Raw genomic sequence first — 17192 nt, 5'->3', positions numbered from 1 at the left:
GGCGAGGAGAGGACGGCGACCATGGCGCAGACGACCGGACCGAGGACGACCGGACCGCTGGACACCGCGTTCAGCGCCGTGCTCCAGCAGAGCCCGGCGAAGGGCGGCTGGACGTACGTGCAGATGGACGGCTCGGCCGAGTACTTCGGCACCCGCGGGCTGGTGAAGGTCCGCGGCACCGTCGACGGGCACCCGTTCCGCAGTTCGTTCATGGCGCTCGGGGACGGGACGCACAAGCTCCCGGTGCGCGAGGACGTGCGGCGCGCGATCGGCAAGGGCCCCGGCGACACCGTCACCGTCCGCCTGGAGGAGCGGCTGGCCTAGATGTGCTGCCCGGACAGGTTGGTCAAGCGCGTGATCGGGGGACGGTTTCCGATCGCGGTGTGGGGCCGGTGATGGTTGTACTCGTGCAGCCAGGCCGGCAGTGCCTTTCGGCGCGCTGATTCGCTGAGGAACATGCGGCCGAAGGCCCAGCCGTCGGCCAGGGTGCGGTGGAACCGTTCGATCTTGCCGTTGGTCTGCGGCCGATAGGGCCGGGTCCGCTTGAGATTGATCCCGAGCTCGGCGCAGGCATCGCGCCAGGCGTGCGAGCGGTAGGCCGAGCCGTTGTCGGACAGCACCCGCTGGGTGGTGACGCCCCGCGCGGCGAACCAATCCACCGCGCGGCGCAGCACGCCGATCGCGGTGGCGGCGGTCTCGTCGTCGTGGGTCTCGGCGTAGGCGACGCGGCTGTGATCGTCGATCACCGTGTGCACGAATGCCGTGCCGATCACCGGGTTGTGGTGGGCGTTGCGGGGCGTGCCGGGCGTGGCCGCCCGGTTCTTCTTGCCCTGCTGGCGCCCGACGTAGCGCCAGCCGCCGCCGTCGGGGATGTTGCCCAGCTTCTTGACGTCGACGTGCAGCAGCGAGCCGGGGTACTCATGTTCATAGCGGCGGATCGGCTCGCCGGTGGCCCGGTCGACATGGGAGAGCCGGTTGAGCCGGCAGCGAACCAGCACCGCGTGCACGGTCGAGGGCGCCAGGCCGACGCGGTCGGCGATCTGGACTGGGCCGAGGCGCTTTTTCCAGCGCAGGTGCACGATCTTGCGCACCACCGGCCGCGGCGTCCGGCGCGGGCAGGAATGCGGTCGTGAGCTGCGATCCTGCATCGCCGCCGGGCCGCCCCGGCGGTACCGGTCGGCCCAGCGCTTGGCTGTGGGCCAGGAGACGTTGAACACCGCCGCGGCGTAGCTGATCGACCAGTTCTCGTCGACCACGGCGCGGCCGAGCTTCAGCCGGTGACGAGGGGTCAGGGCAGCGTTAGCGTGAGACACGAGGACCTCCGGGTTGGTGAGCGGGTGCCTTCAGCAGCCCCACTCCACGTCCGGAGGTCCTCCCTCCACAAGATCGATCAGTCAGATCGAGTGGTCACACGCCCTCGACCAACGTCTCTGGTCAGTACACCTAGAGCGGCCCTGCCCGCCACGATGGGCGACGGCGGAAGGGGACCGGGATGGGCGGCGGCTTCTACGACACCGACGGCACCGATCCCGAAGAGGCGACCGGCCTGCTCGAGCCCGAGGACACCCTCACCGGCGACAACGCGCTCGACACGGGCTGGTCACCGGCCGACCGCCCCTGGGCGAGCACCGACTGGGGCATGACCGAGCGCGAGGAGTCCGCCGGCGAGAGCCTCGCCGGGCGCCTCGCGCGGGAGCTGCCCGACACCCCGGACGACGACGACGGCGACGGACTCGGCGACGTCGTCGGCACCGACGGCGAGCTGCGCGACGACGAGGTGGGCGACCGGCGCGCCGGCCGGCTCAGCAGGGGCGACGACGGCTACGGCGACGACGAGCCCGAGCTCTGGGCTGAGGACGACGGCATCGACGGCGCCGGGGCTTCCGCCGAGGAGGCCGCCGTCCACGTGGTCCGCGACGACGACCTCTGACCCCGGAGGATCAGGCGGCCTGCAGCGGCGGGTGCGCCTCGGCGGCGGAGCCGTGGGTGAGGGAGAAGCGGAGTTCGAGGAGTTCGTTCACCGCTGTCTCGGCGGCCTCGCACGCGGTGACGATCTCCCCGCACGGCGTCAGGTAGAAGCGCGCGCGGGCCACGTTGAGGTCGGTGAAGGCGGCGAGGATCCGGCGATCGATGTCGGCCACGGTGTCAACAGGCTTCGGCATGGGAGCTTTCCAGGAAGGGAGCGTCGGCCCGTGTGTTCGACCCGTGGCTCGTCACGGGCGCACTACCCCCTCCGCGGTCGGTTGACGCTTTCTCGCCCCAGCGGATCCGGGTAGGGCTCGCGCATGGGAACGCGCAACGCGGCGGTCGCGGCCGCGGACCAGTGGATCGACCCCGACGACGGCGTCCGCTATCCCGCCGGTGAGGTGCACGCCTGGGAGCGCGGCCGGAACGAGACGGTCTGCGGGCTGGCGCTGTCCAGGTCCCGGCTGACCCGCTTCCCGCACGTCGGCTGGGCCGACGTCCAGCCCGAGTCGGGCCGGCACGCGGAGGGCGTGCAGGCCGTGTGCCGCCGCTGCCGCGCCGCACTGGGCGGCCGCCGGGACGAGCGCGGCTGGACGCGGACCAACCCCCGTCCCTGAGTCAGAGCTCCTGGACGTCGAAGGTCCGCGACGGCGCGACGAACTCCTCCTGCGCGTCCACGAGCAGGATCTCCCGTGACCCCGCCGCCTCGGTGCGGGCGAGCAGCCCGAACACCGACGCGGCGGCCCGGCCGAGGGCCACGCCGGCCGAGCGGGTCTCCAGCCACGCGGCGAGGAACAGCGCCGCGATCGCGTCGCCGGCCCCGTTGACCGACACCGACAGCCGGGGCGTACGGACGCGGTGGAGCCGCCCGCCCTCCGACGCCAGCAGGTCGACCGCGTCGTCCGGGGTGTCGTCGGTGATCAGCGACGTGGTGAGGACGACGCGCGGCCCCAGCGCGTGCACGGCGGCCACCGCCTCCCGCACCTCGGTGAGCGAGCGCGTGGCGACGCCGGCCAGCAGGTCGAGCTCGAAGTGGTTCGGCGTCACGATGTCCGCCGCCGGGACGGCAACCTCGCGCAGCAGCTCCTCGATCCCGGGCCGCACGAACACCCCGCGGCCGACGTCCCCGATGACCGGGTCGCAGCAGTAGACGGCGGCGGGGTTGGCGTCGCGCACCTTCTGCACGGTCTGCACGACCGCGTGCCCGATGTCGGCCGAGCCCAGGTACCCCGACAGGACGGCGTCGCAGCTGCCCAGCACGCCGCGCTCGGCGATGCCCGCCACGACCTCCTCGACCGCCTGGCCGTCGAAGACCCGGCCGCGCCACTCGCCGTAGCCGGTGTGGTTGGAGAACTGCACCGTGTGCACCGGCCACACCTCGATGCCGAGGCGCTGCAGCGGGAACACCGCCGAGGAGTTGCCGACGTGCCCGTACGCGACGTGGGACTGGATGGAGAGAACGGCCGTCACGGACGGCAACGGTGGCACACGGCGCTACTGCCCCTGCTCGCCGCCCGCCGCGTCCGCCACCGCCGCGGTGATGATCTCGCCGATCTGGCGCTCCGCCCGCTCTCGGTCCAGCCCGAGGCCGGCGAGCACCCCGGTGCCGTCCTCGGCGTCGAGCAGCGCCAGCAGGATGTGCTCGGTGCCGATGTAGTTGTGCCCGAGCCGCAGCGCCTGGCGGAACGTGCCCTCGAGGACCGACTTGGCCAGGTCGTCGAACGGCACCATCTCCGGGGCCGGACCGTCCGCGCGGGCGGGCAGCGTCCTCTCCGCCACGTCCCGCACCCGGTCCAGCGACAGCCCCTGCGCGACCATGATCCGGGCAGCGATCGCCTGCGGCTCGGCCAGCAGCCCGAGCACCAGGTGGCCGATCGCGATCCGGTCGTTGCCGTGGGCCTTCGCCTCGTTCTGCGCGGTGACGACGACGTTGCGCGCCCGCGGCGTGAACCGGCCGAAGCCGGCGTTCGGGTCGAGGGCGGCGGTCTCCGCGGCGCCGCGCTGCACGAAACGCTTCTGCGCGGCCTGCTTGGTCACGCCCATGCTGGCGCCGATCTCGGTCCACGAGGCGCCGGTGCGGCGGGCGCGGTCGACGAAGTGGCCGATCAGCGCGTCGGCCACCTCCCCGATGTGGTCGGCGACGAGCACGGCGTCGGTCAGCTGCTCGAGCGGGTCGGCGTGCGCGGTGGTGATCGTCTGGATGAGGTCGTCGAGGCGGACGGCGCCGGACAGCGGGGGCTGGGTCATACCGTCAACCCTAGGTTGACGGCGGGTGCGCGTCAACTCCGGGTTGACGCGCGGTCGGTGCTGTTCGCGCCCGCCGGTCCGGGTGGAGGCTGGCCGCCATGACGGACGACGGACCGGACGTGGGGGCGCTGCAGGCTCTCGTCGGGCGCTGGAGCGTGGCGGCCGAGTTCCCCTCCGGGGACGGGTCCGGCGTGCGCGGGTGGACGACCTTCGAGTGGCTCTTCGGCCGGCGCTTCCTCGTCCAGCGCTCCGGCGCCGACCACCCGGAAGCGCCGGAGGTGCATGCGCTGATCGCCCCGGACGACCGCCGTCCGGACGGGTTCGTGCAGCACTACTTCGACTCGCGGGGCGTCGTCCGGCTCTAGGCGATGACCTTCGACGGCAGCACGTGGACGCTGACCCGGCTCGAGCCGGACTTCTCCCCGCTGGACTTCCGGCAGCGGTTCGCCGGCACGTTCGCCGACGGCGCGGACACCATCCGCGGCCAGTGGGAGACCTCCGACGACGGCGTCCGGTGGCGGCTGGACTTCCGCCTCACCTACCACCGCGACTGACGTCCGCGCCCGGAACGCACTGCTCCACGCGACTCAACGGCGGGTGAGCAGGGCGGCGATCTCGTGCGCCGACTCGACGGTGGGTGCGCCGGCGAGGGCGTGCTGCAGGGCTCGTTCGTCGCGCAGGTGGGCGCGGGTCGCGCGGTGGCGGGCAAGGGCGGTGCGCAGGCGGTTCATGGCGGGTTCCTCTCGCGGGATCAGGGGGTTCAGCGGGCGGCGGCCAGCGGCGCGGGCGCGATCGGGCTGCGCACGGTGTAGACGCCGGAGTCGGGGGTGAGGGTCGCGCCGGGCAGCAGCCGGCGGATCAGCCAGACCATGCGGTCGTTGTCGGCCTGCACGGTGGCGGTGAGCTCGCCGATGCCGCGCCGGGCGGCCAGCCGGGTCAGCTCGCCGAGCAGCTGCCGGCCGAGGCCGACGTTCTGCCAGTCGTCCTCGACGACGATGGCGAACTCGGCCGACGTGGGGTCGGTGGGGGAGCGGTCGTAGCGCGCGACGCCCACCACCTCGCCCCCGACGACGGCCACGACCGCGTCGCGCGCGTCGTGGTCGACGTGCACCAGGTGGTGCACCAGCGACTCCGGCAGCCGGTGCACCGGGCCGTGGAAGCGGCGGTACCGGGTCTCGGGCGACAGTCGCGGCCAGAGCCGGTGGAAGCGCTCCTCGTCGTCGTCCTGGATCGGCCTGGTCGCCACCGCGATGTCCATCTCGGCCTCCTGAGTTCGTGTGGTGAACTCTGCTCCGGACGAGCGGGGTTCGTCAAGTGAACTCAGAAGATTTATGCTGGTCCTCGTGAGCGAGCTGTTGCAGCTGGACCGGTCGCGGTGCTCGGTCGCCGGGACGCTGGCCGTCGTCGGCGAGAAGTGGAGCCTGCTGGTGCTGCGCGAGGCCTTCCTCGGCGTGCGCCGGTTCGCCGACTTCCAGCGCATTCTCGGGGCGCCGCGCGCCGTCCTGACCGACCGGCTGGCCACCCTGGTCGACCAGGGGATCCTGCGCCGCGTGCCCTACCAGGCGGAGGGGGAGCGGCAGCGCCACGAGTACCGGCTGACCCGCAAGGGGATCGACCTCTACCCGACGCTGGTCGCGCTCATGGAGTGGGGCGACCGCTACCTGGCCGACGGCGCCGGGATGATGGAGCTGCGGCACCGCGACTGCGGCGCCCCGGTGCACCTCACGCTGACCTGCGAGGACGGGCACGCCCTCGACAGCGCGCGCGAGGTGACCCCCGTCCCGCGCTGACCGCCGGTCAGCCGGAGCGCCGCCACTTGCGGCCGTCGCGCCGGATGAGCTCGCGCGCCTCGGGCGGCCCCCAGGTCGCGGCCTGGTAGAGCGGGATGGGCCGCGCGTCGGTGTCCCAGTACTGCAGCACCGGGTCGACGATCTTCCAGGACCGGCTGACCTCGTCGGCCCGGATGAACAGCGTCGGATCGCCGATCAGCGCGTCGAGGATGACCCGCTCGTAGGCCTCGATCGCCTGCTGCTCGAAGCTCTCGTAGGAGAAGTCCATCGAGGCCTTCTGCACCCGGAAGGCGTGGCCGGGGACCTTCGCGCCGAAGCGGAGGGAGAGCCCCTCGTCCGGCTGGACGCGCACGATCAGGGCGTCGGGCTCCAGGTCACCGGTGGTGCCCGGGAACAGCGGCAGCTGCGGGGGGCGGTGGAACTCCATCGCCACCTCGGTGACCCGCGCCGGCAGCCGCTTGCCGGTCCGCACGTAGACCGGCACCTCGTTCCACCGCCAGTTGGCGACCTCCAGGCGCATCGCCACGAACGTCTCGGTGGAGCTCAGCGGGTCGACCCCGGTCTCCTCCCGGTACCCGGGCATGAGGTCCTCGCGGGTGCCGCCGCGGGTGTACTGCCCCCGGACGGCGTTGGTGGCGATGTCGGCCTCCTCCTCGAGCGGCCGGATCGCGCGCAGCAGCTTCACCTTCTCGTCGCGGATAGCCTCCGGGTGGAAGGACGTCGGCGGCTCCATGAGGAACAGCGAGAGCACCTGCAGCACGTGGTTCTGCACGATGTCGCGCATCGCGCCGGTGGTCTCGTAAAACCCGCCGCGGTCGCCGACGCCGAGGGTCTCGGCGACGGTGATCTGCACGTTGTCGACCCAGGTGCGGTTCCAGATCGGCTCGAAGATGGAGTTGGCGAACCGCAGCGCCAGCAGGTTCTGCACCGTCTCCTTGGCCAGGTAGTGGTCGATGCGGAAGATCTGCTCCTCGGTGAACGCCGAGGACAGGTCGCTGTAGAGCTCGCGGGCGCTGGTCTCGTCCCAGCCGAACGGCTTCTCGATGACCGCGCGGACGAAGGAGTCGCCCTCGGGTATGGAGAGTCCGGCCTTGCCGAGGCTGAGCGCGATCGGCCCGAACAGCCGCGGCGGGGTGGAGAAGTAGTAGACGCGGTTGCCGCCGGTGCCGCGGGACCGGTCGCACTCGCCGAGGACCTCGGCCAGCCGGGAGTAGGTGGCCGGGTCGTCGTAGCCGCCGGCCACGTACCGCGCCCCGGCGACCAGCTCGGCCCAGCGCGGGTTGTCGGCGCCGGGGACCTTGTCCCGGCAGTAGGCCGCGAACTCCTCGTCGCTCATCGGGGTGCGGGCGACGCCGACCAGCGCCACCTCCGGCGGCAGCCCGCCGTACTCGGCGAGCCGCTCGAGGGCGGGCAGCAGCTTGCGGGCGGTGAGGTCGCCGGAGGCGCCGAAGATCACCAGCGCGCAGGGAGGGGACCGCCGTTCCTGATCGGTGCTCATCTACCTCTCCCCGGTCCGGGACGACGACGGCGGCCATCGCGCCGTCCGGTGCGGTCTTTCTACCGTGCCCGCATGACGTTCGGGATCCCGGTCCGCGTGGCGGGTGCTGTCGCCGCCGCGGTCGCCGTGGGCGCGGTGCGCCAGTCCCCGCTGCTCGCCGCCGTGCTGGCCCGCGCGCAGCGGCCGGTCCTGTTCGCGGTGCGGACGACGGCGCCGCGGGTCGCGGTCACCTTCGACGACGGGCCGCACCCGGAGCTGATCCCCGCGCTGGCCGGCGTTCTCGCCCGGCACGGGGCGAGAGCCACGTTCTTCCTGCTCGGCTCGCACGCCGCCCGGGAGCCGGACCTGGTCGCCGGCCTGGTGGGCGCCGGGCACGAGGTCGGCAACCACCTGTGGGACGACCGGCCCAGCGCGTTGCTGTCGGCCCGCGACTTCCGCTGCCACCTCGCCGCGACCGACACCGTGCTGCGGCGCGCGGGCGCGCGGCCGGTGTTCCTGCGGCCGGGCTCGGGCTGGATCCGCCCGGGGATGCTGCGCGCGGCCCGCCGGTACGGCTACCGGACGGCGCTGGGCAGCATCGCCGTCCGGGACCTCGAGGTGCGCGACCTCGACCGGGAGCTGCGGTTCGTGCTGCGGCGGGTGCGGCCGGGGTCGGTCGTCGTCCTGCACGAGGGCTACGACGTCCGCGCGGGCGTCGTCCCGCTCACCGACCGGCTGCTGACCGCGCTCGCGGCGCGGGGGTTCCGCTCGGTGACCCTGTCGGAGCTGGCCGGATCCCGAGCACGATGACCCATGGCCTTCGACCCGGACCGGCTGCTGCGGCTGTGGACCGACGACCTCCCGGACGACGACGCCGCGGCCGCGGACGCCTTCCGCGAGCTCTACACCGACCCGGTGACCGTCAACGGGCGCCCGCTGGCCACGGCGGACCTGGTCGCCCGGGCGCGGGCGCTGCAGGGCGTGTTCGAGGCTCCCGAGCGGGAGGTCCTCGACGTGGTCGACGGCGGCGGCAAGGTCGCGCTCGCCTTCCGGATGGCCGGCCGGCAGGTGGGCACGCTGAACACCGCCGCCGGGCCGCTGGCGCCCACCGGGCAGCACCTGGAGCTGCGGATCATCGACGTCCTGACCCTCACCGGCGGCCGGATCAGCGCGATCCGCATGGTCGCCGACGAGCTGGGGGCGCTGGCCTCGGTGGGCGCCGTCCGGCTGCCGCTCGGGAGCTGACGGCGTCGGCGAACCCCTTGTGAAAGGGAACGCGGCCGAGCAGATTGTCCCGTCTGCTGCACCGCGACCCCGGGGGGAACCGTGTCCTCACCGCAGGCGGACGAGACCGGCATTCCCCGCGGCCTGCTGGCCGGGGACGCCGAGGCGATGGAGCTCCGGATCGCGCTGGTCTGCTACGGCGGCGTGTCCCTCGCGATCTACATGCACGGCATCACCAAGGAGCTGCAGTCCCTCGTCCTGGCGTCCCGCGCGATGGACGCCGGGCAGCGGCCGCGCGGCGGGACCGAGCGCGCGTACTACGACCAGCTGCTCCAACTGCGGGACGCCGGGCTGCCGGTCGACGTCACGATCGACCTGATCTCGGGGACGTCGGCCGGCGGGATCAACGGGGTCTGCCTCGCCAAGGCGCTCGTGGTGGGCAGCGACCAGGAGGGCCTGACCCGGCTCTGGATGCAGAAGGGCGACATCACCAACCTGCTGCGCTCCGGGGGCTTCCTGGGCTGGCCGCTCGCCGGGCTCGTCACCGCGGCGCGGCTGCCGTTCCGGGCCGGCGGCGAGTGGGCGCCGCTCGACGGCGACCGGATGAACCGCTGGCTGCACGATGCCCTCACCGAGATGGACCGCCACGGCACGGGGCAGCGGCAGCTGCGCGAGGGCGGCACGCTGGATCTGTTCGTCACCGCCACCGATCTCCGCGGCACCGACCAGATCGTGCCGCTCGGGGGCGGCGGTGGCCTGCACGACCGGACCTACGCGCGGTCGTTCACGTTCTCCTCCGACCCGGACGTGGCCGCCGCGGTGGCCGGGCACCGTCCGCCCGCCGACCGCACCCCGCCGACCATCGCCGACGACCGCGGCGCACTGGCCTTCGTCGCGCGGGCGACCTCCTCGTTCCCCGGGGCGTTTCCACCGGTGAGCCTGCGGGCCTTCGCGGCAGCGCTCGGGCGGGCGTCCCGGCGCGGGTTCGAGGCACCCGATCTGGGCAGGCGCCTGCTGCCGGACGTCGACCTGCTGCCCGGGCAGGACGCCGCGGGCGTCTACCTGATGGACGGCGGCGTGCTCGACAACGCGCCGTTCGACCACATCGTCGACGCCATCTCCCGCCAGCCGGCCGGCCGGGAGGTGACCCGCCATGTCGTCTACATCGAGCCGGACCCGGGGCGCGACTCGCCCGGTGCGCCGCTGCCGAGGTCGGCGCGGCCGGCGCAGCCGCCCACGTGGCGCGAGGGGGTGACCGGAGCCCTGCTGACGGTGCCCCACCATCAGCCGCTCCTGCGCTCGATCCGGCAGCTGGCGGCGATCAACGAGCAGACGGCGACGATCGGCCGCGTCACCCGGGAACTCCAGGACGACGTCGACACGCGCCTGACCGACCTGGGCGCCGGCGACGCGCTGTCGGGCCCGGTCGACTTCGGGACCGTGCGCGCACTTGCCGGCACCATCTACGGGGCGGTGCCGGAGGTGATCGGCGGCCCGAACTTCAGCACCTACGGGCGGTTGAAGATGCAGTCGATCGCGCACCGCCTCGCGGCCGACCTGTCGACGTACTTCGCCTATCCGCCCAGCTCACCGCGCGCCTCCTTCCTGCGGGCGGCCTTTCTGGCCTGGCTGCACGACCGCCCCCAGTGGAACGGCACGGACGAGGCACGCCAGGAGTGGCTCGGCCCGCTCGACGTGCCCTACCGGGAGCGCCGGCTGCTGTTCCTCATCGCCGGGATCAACGGGCTCTTCGCCGACCTGACGAAGCGGCAGGTCGCGGCGGGAAGCACGAGCGTCTCCGGCGGTCCGACCCGGGAGCAGTTGGCCGACGTCAAACGACGCGCCTGGCACCTGCTCGTGTCCGAGCGGGGCAAGCCGGCGACCGCCCTCGGGACGGTCGCCGCCCGCACCGGTTTCGCGGCGGCGACGGTGCTGACCGTCGAGGTCCTCGTCTCCGACCCCCGGCAGTGGGCGAAGGACAACGCCCGCGCGATCGGCGACCTCGTCGACGCCTACACCGAGGAGATCCGCCGGCTCACCGCGCACAGCGCCGAGGACCTGTGGGCGGAGTTCTCGGCGGCGACCGCGGACTGGGGCGACACGGAGGGCCGGACCCGGCTGGCCAGCCGCTACGTCGGCTTCCCGCTCTGGGACGCGCTGCTGTTCCCGGTGCAGTCGTTGTCCGGCCTGGCGCTGCTCAACCAGGTCCGGACGAGCCGCTTCAGCCCCCGCGACGCGACTGCCCTGACCCCGCCTGCGCAGGGCTTCCCGAGGCGGCGGGGACCGAAGCTGCGGGGTGTGGGGACGCACCACTTCGGCGCGTTCTTCGGCCTGGACCGGCGGCAGAACGACTACCTGTGGGGCCGGCTGGACGGCGCCGAGCTGATCCTGGGGCTCCTGCGCCGTCAGCACGAGGACCGGCGGGCACCGGACGCGCCGGCTCTGCCGAGCGGGGTGAGCATGCGGACGCTGGCGCTGACCGCCGTCCTGGATCAGGAACGGCGGTCGCTGACCGAGGTGCGTGGGCTCGTGCGCGCGCTGAGGCGACAGGTCCGCCGGCTCGATGGGCGCCGTCCGGCTGCGACTGTGCGGCGTCGCCGGTCTACTCCAGCGTGAAGCGGACGGTCTGCAGGCGGATGCCGTCGTCGCCGAAGACGAATGTGTCGACGCCGTCGGAGCAGCGGGCGGCCTTGGACACCGCCGACCACGTGATGAACAGCACGTCGCCCTCGAAGACCTGCAGCGGCACGTCCCAGGTGGCCTCGGGCAGCGCCTTCAACAGGTTGGTGAAGGCCTCCCGCACGCCGTCCCTGCCGCGCCAGACCCCCTCCGGCGTGATGAACACGGCGTCGTCGGTGTAGTCGGCGACGATCTCCTCGACGTCGCCGGCCATCAGGGCCTCTGCGTGGTGGGCGAAGATCTCCTGCGGGGTGCGGGCCATGCCGGTCTCCTCGGTCTCGGGCGGGGCGAGGGTGCGGGCGCATTCTCCGGCGGGGGAGGGCTGCGGCACCAGAGCCGGGCCGGCGTCCTGCTCAGCGGTGGTCGGGGTCGCCGAGCACCTCGCGCAGGCGCGCGGCGAACGCGTCCGGCTCGCCGTGCTGGCCGTACTCGCCGCCGAGGAACCCGCCGTGGTCACCGGGGAAGACGACCGGCTCCGTGTTGAGCGCCGCGGCGACCGCGTCCGCGCCGCGCGCCGCCATCGTCTGACCCGAGCCTGCGCCGCGCGCGATCACGACGCGGGTGCCGGAAGCTCGCAGGCCGTCGAGGTCGGGCTCGTAGCCGGTGCAGTTGCGGAGGTTCTGGCCCAGGAGCGCGTCGTCCCGGCTGCCGTCGTCCTCGGCCGGGAGGCCGAACCGGGCGGGGTCGACCGGCGGGTACTCGTAGCCGTCGGGCAGCACGCCGTCGTGGCTGACGAGGACCAGGAACTTCGCCATCGCCGGGCCCATCCCGCTGCGCTGGTAGGTCTGGTGCATGTCCTCGATCGCCGCGGTCAGCGCCCCGCGGTCGGGCAGCGCCTTCGCCAGCGGCGGCTCGTGGGCCACCAGCGTGCGTACCTGCTCGCCGTGCTGCGCCACCCACGCCAGGGCGTTGACCGCGCCGCCGCTGCTGGCGAACACGTCGACCGGCCCGCCGCCGATCGCCTCGACGATCAGCCGCAGGTCGCCGGCGTGGTGGTCGGGCGTGATCTCGCCGGAGCCGTCACTGCGCGGGCTGCGCCCGGTGCCCCGGGGGTCGTAGGTGACGACCGTCCGATCGGGGAAGTGGTCGGCCAGCGTGCCGAATCCCTCGGCGCCCATGGGCGAGCCGATGAGCAGCAGGGGGACGCCGTCGGCCGGCGTGCCGCGCACGTCGTAGGTGACGGTGGCGCCGGGGGCGTCGAGGGTGTGCGTGCTGATCGTCGTGGTCATGGTCGGCTCCCTGGTTGGTGCGGTTCTGCCATGTCGACCGGCGACGGCACCCGGACTCATCGGTGCGGGGGACGTCGCTCCCATGGCTAGAGTCGCCCGGATGGCACGGCCGACCGCGCCCCTCTCGCAGGTGTACCGGCGCTTCGGAGAGGTCGACGCCGCCGGGACGTCGCCGCTGTACGAGCGCGTCGCCGTCGCCCTGAGCGAGTCCGACGAGGCGCTGCGCGCCATCGAGGCGGCGCCGGCGCGCAGGCGGCAGCCCGCGGTGATCCTGGCGGCGCTGCACGACCTCGCCCTCGCCGGACGCGCCCCGGCGCTGGCCGCGGCCTACGCCGCTGGCGACGCCGACGCAGCCGCCGGCGCGGCGATCGACACGGTGCTGCGGATGACCGACACGGTCGTGGCCACCGCCGTCCGCCGGCGGATCCGGGCCGACGAGACCGGTCGCGGCGCCGTGCTGTACCCGGCCATCGCCGAGGCGGCGCGCCGGGCCGGCGCGGATGCAATCGGGCTGATCGACGTGGGCTGCTCGGCTGGGCTGAACCTCGATGTCGATCGGGTCGGCATCACGTACAGCAACGGGCAGTCGCTGGGCGACCCGGCATCTCCCGTGCAGCAGTCGGCGTCGATCGTGGGCGACCGGCCCGTCCCGGCGCAGGCGATGCCCGGCGTCGTCGTCCGCGTCGGCGTCGACCTCGATCCGGTCGACGTGACCGACCCGGACGACGCCCGCTGGTTGCGTGCCTGCCTGTGGCCGGACCAGCCGGAGCGGATCGCCAGGCTCGACGCGGAGATGGCGCTGGCCGCGGCCGCGCCTCCGGTGCTGCTGCACGGGGACGCCGTCGAGCTGCTGCCCGACGCCCTCGCCCGCGTGCCCGCGGACGCCCTGCCCGTCGTCACCACGACCTGGGCGCTGTCGCGCTTCCCGCTCGAGAGCCGGCTGCGCTTCCTGCACCGCCTCGACGAAGCGGCGACCGACCGTGCGGTGGCGTGGGTGTCGGTGGAGGGGGTCGGAGTCGCGCCGGCGATACCGACGTTCGGCGATCGCCGGGCGTCCGGCCACAGCATCATCGGGCTGGCGGTCTTCGAGCACTCGGCTCTGCACGCCGAGGCCGTCGGCCGCAGCTGGTCGCGGGGTCGCCTGCTGTCGTGGCTGGCCGGACTCGGATGCCCGCGAATGTCGATTCATGGTGGTAGCGCGCGCCCCTGATACCACCGCGATCCGACACTCGGTGGCATCACCGCCCTTCGCTGACGGCAGCGGCTCGTGCGCGGTGGTGGTGCGCTGCACCGAGTGCGGGGCCACCAGCAGGTACGCATCGACGCGCTGCGCTACGCCCTCGAGCGCAGCGACCTCGTGCCCTTGGCCCACCGTCTCAGCCGTTGGGGCTGCGTCTCCCGCGGGCACGGCGTGCCCTTCTAGCGCCTCGCTACCGACTGGTCGCCGCGGCGGGTTCGAGGGCGCTCCGGCAGCGGACGGCGTCGAACGGCTGGCCGGAGCTGTCGAACAGCGCCGCGGCCGCGGAGTACAGGCGGGCGGCCTCGACCGGGCGGCCCTCCGCGCCGGCGAGGGCCGCGCGCACCTCGACCAGGGCGGCGTCCCACGAGGTGCCCGACCACCGGGCCGCGATCGTCTCGGCCCGGGCGAGCCAGCCGCGGGCCGCGTCCGGCTGGTGTGCCGCGGCCAGGGACCGCGCCGCGGGGACGGCCAGCATGATCGTGCAGAACGGGCAGAAGTCCTCGGGCGCGAGCGCGGCCTCGGCCTGCTCGACGGCGGCCAGCGCCTGCTCGCCGTCCTCCGCGACGGCGACCATGGTCCCGTAGATGCGCGGCAGCAGGCAGTGCGCCACGAACGACCACCGCGCGAGCAGCAGGGCCCGCTGCAGCAGGTGCCGCGCCGAGTCGCGGTCGCCGCGGTGCAGGTGCACCTCGGCCAGCCGCTGCAGCGAGACCGACTCGCCCGAGGGGGACTCCAGGGCCCGGTGCAGGTCCGCGGACTCGACGAGGTCGGCCTCGGCCAGGTCGAGATCGCCCTTGAGCAGGGCCGCCTCGCCGTGCAGGGCCGCGGCGAAGGCGACGCCGCGCTGCACCCCGGCCCGCTCGGCGGTCCGCCGCAGCTGGTCGGCGAGGTCGAGCACCTCGTCGTACGGGGTGGGCCCGTAGAGCAGGTACTCCGCGACGCAGAGGTGCGAGTCGAACAGCCGGGAGGCCAGCTCGGGACGCCCCGCCCCCGTGCGCAGCTCGCCGCGCAGCCGCTGGAACCACTCGCCCCGGAAGTGCGCCAGCAGTCCCTGCAGGGTGACCAGGTCGAACAGGCGCGCCTCGGCGGACGCGTCCAGCCCGATGCGCCGCCGGGCCTCGTCCGCCGCGTCGGCCGCGGCCTCGATCTGCCCCCGGAACAGCGCCACGCTGCCGCGCGCCACCAGGAGCTCCGCGTCGGTGGCGCTGCCGTCGAGGCCGAGGCCGTCCAGCGCCAGCGAGGCGGTGTCGAGGTCGCCGTGCTGGGTCGCGGTCTGCGCCATCCGGACCCGCACCCGGGTGCGCAGCCCCTGGTCGGTGACCGCGCCGAGCGCCTCCCGGTAGGCGTCGACGGCCGCGAGGTCGCCGCAGGCCCGCAGCAGGTCGGCGCGCAGCGCCAGCAGCCGGGCCGCGTCGTCCCCGGTGACCGCGGAGCGAATCTGCTCGAGGGTGCCCAGTGCGTCCCGGTAGGCGCCCAGCGCGGCCTGCGTCTCGGCCGCCCGCAGCACCCAGGGCACGGCCTCCGGAGCGGCGCCCGCGTGCAGCAGGTGGTGCCCGATCCGGCCGGGGGAGCGGCCCAGCCGCTGCAGCGCCCGCGCGGCGGCCAGGTGCGCCGCCCGCCGCCCGCCGGGGCCGGTCCACCGCTCGAGCAGCGCCTCGCGCTGCAGGGCGTGGCCGAACGCGAAGCCCTGCGCGGTCCGCCGCAGCAGCCGGGCGGCCACCGCCGCCTCCAGGACGGCGTAGGCCTCCTCGTCGCCGAGCCCGGTGACCTCGACGAACTCGTCGGTGTCGAACGAGAGCCCGAGCACGGCCGCCGGCGCGACGGCCCGCAGCACCCGCTCCGGCAGCCCGGCCGGCAGCAGCGCCGCACCCGGCGGCGCGGCGGGGTCGGCGGCCACCGCCCGCGCGCCCTCCACGACCGCGAACGGCAGCCCGGCGGCGGCCGCGGCGACCGCCTGCAGCGCCGCCGGCGGCGCCGAGGGCGCGTGCCGCCGGGCGAGGGCCACGGCGTCGGGCGGGCGCAGCGGCCGCAGGTCGAGGGTCGCCGCGCTGCCCCGTCCGAGGACGCCGCCGCGGATCTCGGCCAGCACGCCGCCGCGCACCGGCCGGTGGGCCAGCACGATCGCCACCCGGTCGCCGAGCGTGGCCCGGTTGAGGAAGTGCAGCAGCCGCAGCGAGGCCTCGTCGGCGTCGTGCGCGTCGTCGACGACGAGCACCGCGCCGGCGCCGGCCGCGGCCAGCCGCAGCAGCTCCGCGGTCGCGATGAACAGCCGCTGGTGCCCGCCGGAGCCGTCCCACCCGCCGCCCCGGCCGGACAGCGCCCGCTCGATCTCCAGGCGCATCGCGTCGTCGAGCCCGTCGAGCAGCGCCGGGTGCCGGCGGGAGAGGTCGGCCACCGCCTCGAGCACCGGCGCGTAGGGCCACGCGCCGTCGATGCGGGCGGCCAGCCCGGTGCCCACCCGCATGCCCGCGGCGCCCGCCTCGGCCTCGACCGCGGCCAGCAGGCTGGTCTTGCCCACGCCGGCGGGGCCGGAGACGAACAGCATCCGCCCCGACCCCTGACGCACCCGCGCCAGCACCGCGCGGGCCCAGGCCAGCTCGTCGTCCCGCCCCAGCAGCTCTGGCGCGGACGGCGTCCCGGCGTCCGGGGCGGCCAGCAGCGACGCGCGCAGCCGGGCCGCCTCCGGGCTCAGGCCGACGCCGAGCTCCTGGCGCAGCGCCCGCTCCAGCCGTTCGAACTGGCGCAGCGCCGCCGCCCGGTCGCCGTCCGCGGCCAGCGCACGGGCCAGCGCCACGTGCGCCTGCTCGTCGGCCGGCTCCAGCGCGGCGACCTCCGCCCAGCGCCCGGCCAGCCGCAGCGCGTCGAGGTGCAGCACCCGCAGCCGCTCGCGCGGCTCCTCGGTCCACGGCTCGTACAGGTCGTCGGGCAGCAGCTCGGCGGCGAGCGCGTCGGCGGCTGCCGCGGCGCGCGCGGGGTCCCGGGCGGCCAAGGCGGCGCGGGCCAGCTCCTCGGTACGGACGGCGTCCACCTCGACGACGTCCTCCGGGCACAGCGAGACGGTCTCCCCGGCCAGCACGAGCGCGTCCGAGCCGCCCAGCCAGCGGCGCGCGTAGTGGGCGGCCTTGTGCAGCCGCGGCGCGGCCTCGGCCGGGTCGACGTCGGGCCAGAGCCCGGCCAGCACCCGCTCCCTGTGCAGCCGGTGGCCGGGGGAGAGGGCGAGCAGCTTGACCAGCGACGCCGCCGAGCGCCGCCGCCACTCCCCGTCGGGCACGGGGCGGCCGTCGACGATCACGCGGAAGCCCCCGAGCAGCTGCACGGAGACCTCGCGGGCGCTCATCCGA

20 protein-coding genes are annotated in these 17192 nt (G+C 74.7%); 10 read left to right on the top strand and 10 right to left on the bottom strand.

Annotated elements, in window-relative coordinates:
- Positions 1–21: 21 nt before the first annotated feature.
- Complete coding sequence (locus AB3388_RS15710) at positions 22–324, top strand: DUF1905 domain-containing protein (protein WP_495406222.1); 303 nt, start codon at positions 22–24, stop codon at positions 322–324.
- On the opposite strand, the gene AB3388_RS15705 is transcribed toward AB3388_RS15710, so the two are convergent.
- Positions 321–1313, bottom strand: coding sequence for an IS481 family transposase (locus AB3388_RS15705; RefSeq protein ID WP_495406221.1), 993 nt, complete (start codon positions 1311–1313; stop codon positions 321–323). The genes AB3388_RS15710 and AB3388_RS15705 overlap by 4 nt on opposite strands.
- Positions 1314–1492: 179 nt before the next feature.
- Here AB3388_RS15705 and AB3388_RS15700 point away from each other — a divergent pair, with 179 nt between their 5' ends.
- A complete protein-coding gene (locus tag AB3388_RS15700) occupies positions 1493–1930 on the top strand; it encodes a DUF5709 domain-containing protein (protein ID WP_495406220.1) in 438 nt (145 codons plus the stop codon).
- A 10-nt stretch (positions 1931–1940) separates the two neighbouring features.
- On the opposite strand, the gene AB3388_RS15695 is transcribed toward AB3388_RS15700, so the two are convergent.
- Positions 1941–2162: a hypothetical protein gene (locus tag AB3388_RS15695; protein ID WP_495406219.1), complete on the bottom strand. Its 222-nt coding sequence runs from the start codon at positions 2160–2162 to the stop codon at positions 1941–1943.
- Positions 2163–2285: 123 nt separating this feature from the next.
- Between AB3388_RS15695 and AB3388_RS15690 the strand changes: the two genes are divergently transcribed.
- Positions 2286–2582, top strand: a complete 297-nt coding sequence (locus AB3388_RS15690) for a hypothetical protein (protein ID WP_495406218.1) — start codon at positions 2286–2288, stop codon at positions 2580–2582.
- Between the two features lies 1 nt (position 2583).
- Here AB3388_RS15690 and pdxY read toward each other — a convergent pair whose 3' ends face one another.
- Both pdxY and AB3388_RS15680 read right to left on the bottom strand, forming a co-directional pair.
- Positions 2584–3435: a pyridoxal kinase PdxY gene (gene pdxY / locus AB3388_RS15685; RefSeq protein WP_495406217.1), complete on the bottom strand. Its 852-nt coding sequence runs from the start codon at positions 3433–3435 to the stop codon at positions 2584–2586.
- A 24-nt stretch (positions 3436–3459) separates the two neighbouring features.
- Complete coding sequence (locus tag AB3388_RS15680; protein ID WP_495406216.1) at positions 3460–4212, bottom strand: Clp protease N-terminal domain-containing protein; 753 nt, start codon at positions 4210–4212, stop codon at positions 3460–3462.
- 98 nt (positions 4213–4310) lie between these two features.
- Between AB3388_RS15680 and AB3388_RS15675 the strand changes: the two genes are divergently transcribed.
- Complete coding sequence (locus tag AB3388_RS15675; RefSeq protein ID WP_495406215.1) at positions 4311–4577, top strand: hypothetical protein; 267 nt, start codon at positions 4311–4313, stop codon at positions 4575–4577.
- Between the two features lie 3 nt (positions 4578–4580).
- Positions 4581–4766 carry a hypothetical protein gene (locus tag AB3388_RS15670; protein WP_495406214.1) on the top strand — a complete coding sequence of 62 codons (186 nt, stop codon included), beginning with the start codon at positions 4581–4583 and terminating at the stop codon, positions 4764–4766.
- 33 nt (positions 4767–4799) lie between these two features.
- Here AB3388_RS15670 and AB3388_RS15665 read toward each other — a convergent pair whose 3' ends face one another.
- Complete coding sequence (locus AB3388_RS15665; RefSeq protein ID WP_495406213.1) at positions 4800–4943, bottom strand: hypothetical protein; 144 nt, start codon at positions 4941–4943, stop codon at positions 4800–4802.
- A 29-nt stretch (positions 4944–4972) separates the two neighbouring features.
- Positions 4973–5470, bottom strand: a complete 498-nt coding sequence (locus tag AB3388_RS15660) for a GNAT family N-acetyltransferase (protein ID WP_495406212.1) — start codon at positions 5468–5470, stop codon at positions 4973–4975.
- Positions 5471–5555: 85 nt separating this feature from the next.
- On the opposite strand from AB3388_RS15660, the gene AB3388_RS15655 reads away from it, so the two are divergent.
- Positions 5556–6002: a winged helix-turn-helix transcriptional regulator gene (locus AB3388_RS15655; protein WP_495406211.1), complete on the top strand. Its 447-nt coding sequence runs from the start codon at positions 5556–5558 to the stop codon at positions 6000–6002.
- 7 nt (positions 6003–6009) lie between these two features.
- Here the strand turns inward: AB3388_RS15655 and zwf are convergent, their stop codons facing one another.
- On the bottom strand, positions 6010–7500 hold the full coding sequence (gene zwf, locus AB3388_RS15650) for a glucose-6-phosphate dehydrogenase (protein WP_495406210.1): 1491 nt from the start codon (positions 7498–7500) through the stop codon (positions 6010–6012).
- A gap of 72 nt (positions 7501–7572) precedes the next feature.
- Between zwf and AB3388_RS15645 the strand changes: the two genes are divergently transcribed.
- From AB3388_RS15645 to AB3388_RS15635, 3 genes are all read left to right on the top strand, one after another.
- Positions 7573–8289, top strand: a complete 717-nt coding sequence (locus AB3388_RS15645; protein ID WP_495406209.1) for a polysaccharide deacetylase family protein — start codon at positions 7573–7575, stop codon at positions 8287–8289.
- A gap of 3 nt (positions 8290–8292) precedes the next feature.
- Entirely contained in the window at positions 8293–8724 is a 432-nt protein-coding gene (locus AB3388_RS15640) for an ester cyclase (protein ID WP_495406208.1), read from the top strand.
- Positions 8725–8805: 81 nt separating this feature from the next.
- Positions 8806–11319, top strand: a complete 2514-nt coding sequence (locus AB3388_RS15635) for a patatin-like protein (RefSeq protein ID WP_495406207.1) — start codon at positions 8806–8808, stop codon at positions 11317–11319.
- Here the strand turns inward: AB3388_RS15635 and AB3388_RS15630 are convergent.
- Both AB3388_RS15630 and AB3388_RS15625 read right to left on the bottom strand, forming a co-directional pair.
- Positions 11306–11644 carry a nuclear transport factor 2 family protein gene (locus tag AB3388_RS15630; RefSeq protein ID WP_495406206.1) on the bottom strand — a complete coding sequence of 113 codons (339 nt, stop codon included), beginning with the start codon at positions 11642–11644 and terminating at the stop codon, positions 11306–11308. The two genes, AB3388_RS15635 and AB3388_RS15630, sit on opposite strands and share 14 nt — an antisense overlap.
- Positions 11645–11735: 91 nt before the next feature.
- Positions 11736–12611 carry an alpha/beta fold hydrolase gene (locus tag AB3388_RS15625; protein WP_495406205.1) on the bottom strand — a complete coding sequence of 292 codons (876 nt, stop codon included), beginning with the start codon at positions 12609–12611 and terminating at the stop codon, positions 11736–11738.
- Positions 12612–12711: 100 nt separating this feature from the next.
- Here AB3388_RS15625 and AB3388_RS15620 point away from each other — a divergent pair, with 100 nt between their 5' ends.
- Positions 12712–13821: a DUF2332 domain-containing protein gene (locus tag AB3388_RS15620; RefSeq protein ID WP_495406204.1), complete on the top strand. Its 1110-nt coding sequence runs from the start codon at positions 12712–12714 to the stop codon at positions 13819–13821.
- 220 nt (positions 13822–14041) lie between these two features.
- On the opposite strand, the gene AB3388_RS15615 is transcribed toward AB3388_RS15620, so the two are convergent.
- The gene (locus AB3388_RS15615) at positions 14042–17188 is read right to left on the bottom strand and encodes an ATP-binding protein (protein ID WP_495406203.1); all 3147 of its coding nucleotides are present in this window, start codon (positions 17186–17188) and stop codon (positions 14042–14044) included.
- Positions 17189–17192 lie beyond the last annotated feature (4 nt).

This window comes from Geodermatophilus sp. SMS 5-13, from assembly GCF_059428245.1.
This window is presented reverse-complemented; position numbering and strand designations above follow the sequence as displayed.

Coding starts and splice junctions, on each gene's coding strand:
- AB3388_RS15620 (WP_495406204.1), top strand. CDS start 12,712: ATGGCACGGCCGACCGCGCCCCTCTCGCAGGTGTACCGGCGCTTCGGA.
- AB3388_RS15630 (WP_495406206.1), bottom strand. CDS start 11,644: ATGGCCCGCACCCCGCAGGAGATCTTCGCCCACCACGCAGAGGCCCTG.
- AB3388_RS15700 (WP_495406220.1), top strand. CDS start 1,493: ATGGGCGGCGGCTTCTACGACACCGACGGCACCGATCCCGAAGAGGCG.
- AB3388_RS15695 (WP_495406219.1), bottom strand. CDS start 2,162: ATGCCGAAGCCTGTTGACACCGTGGCCGACATCGATCGCCGGATCCTC.
- AB3388_RS15670 (WP_495406214.1), top strand. CDS start 4,581: ATGACCTTCGACGGCAGCACGTGGACGCTGACCCGGCTCGAGCCGGAC.
- zwf (WP_495406210.1), bottom strand. CDS start 7,500: ATGAGCACCGATCAGGAACGGCGGTCCCCTCCCTGCGCGCTGGTGATC.
- AB3388_RS15680 (WP_495406216.1), bottom strand. CDS start 4,212: ATGACCCAGCCCCCGCTGTCCGGCGCCGTCCGCCTCGACGACCTCATC.
- AB3388_RS15660 (WP_495406212.1), bottom strand. CDS start 5,470: ATGGACATCGCGGTGGCGACCAGGCCGATCCAGGACGACGACGAGGAG.
- AB3388_RS15625 (WP_495406205.1), bottom strand. CDS start 12,611: ATGACCACGACGATCAGCACGCACACCCTCGACGCCCCCGGCGCCACC.
- AB3388_RS15675 (WP_495406215.1), top strand. CDS start 4,311: ATGACGGACGACGGACCGGACGTGGGGGCGCTGCAGGCTCTCGTCGGG.
- AB3388_RS15640 (WP_495406208.1), top strand. CDS start 8,293: ATGGCCTTCGACCCGGACCGGCTGCTGCGGCTGTGGACCGACGACCTC.
- AB3388_RS15645 (WP_495406209.1), top strand. CDS start 7,573: ATGACGTTCGGGATCCCGGTCCGCGTGGCGGGTGCTGTCGCCGCCGCG.
- AB3388_RS15690 (WP_495406218.1), top strand. CDS start 2,286: ATGGGAACGCGCAACGCGGCGGTCGCGGCCGCGGACCAGTGGATCGAC.
- AB3388_RS15710 (WP_495406222.1), top strand. CDS start 22: ATGGCGCAGACGACCGGACCGAGGACGACCGGACCGCTGGACACCGCG.
- AB3388_RS15615 (WP_495406203.1), bottom strand. CDS start 17,188: ATGAGCGCCCGCGAGGTCTCCGTGCAGCTGCTCGGGGGCTTCCGCGTG.
- AB3388_RS15665 (WP_495406213.1), bottom strand. CDS start 4,943: ATGAACCGCCTGCGCACCGCCCTTGCCCGCCACCGCGCGACCCGCGCC.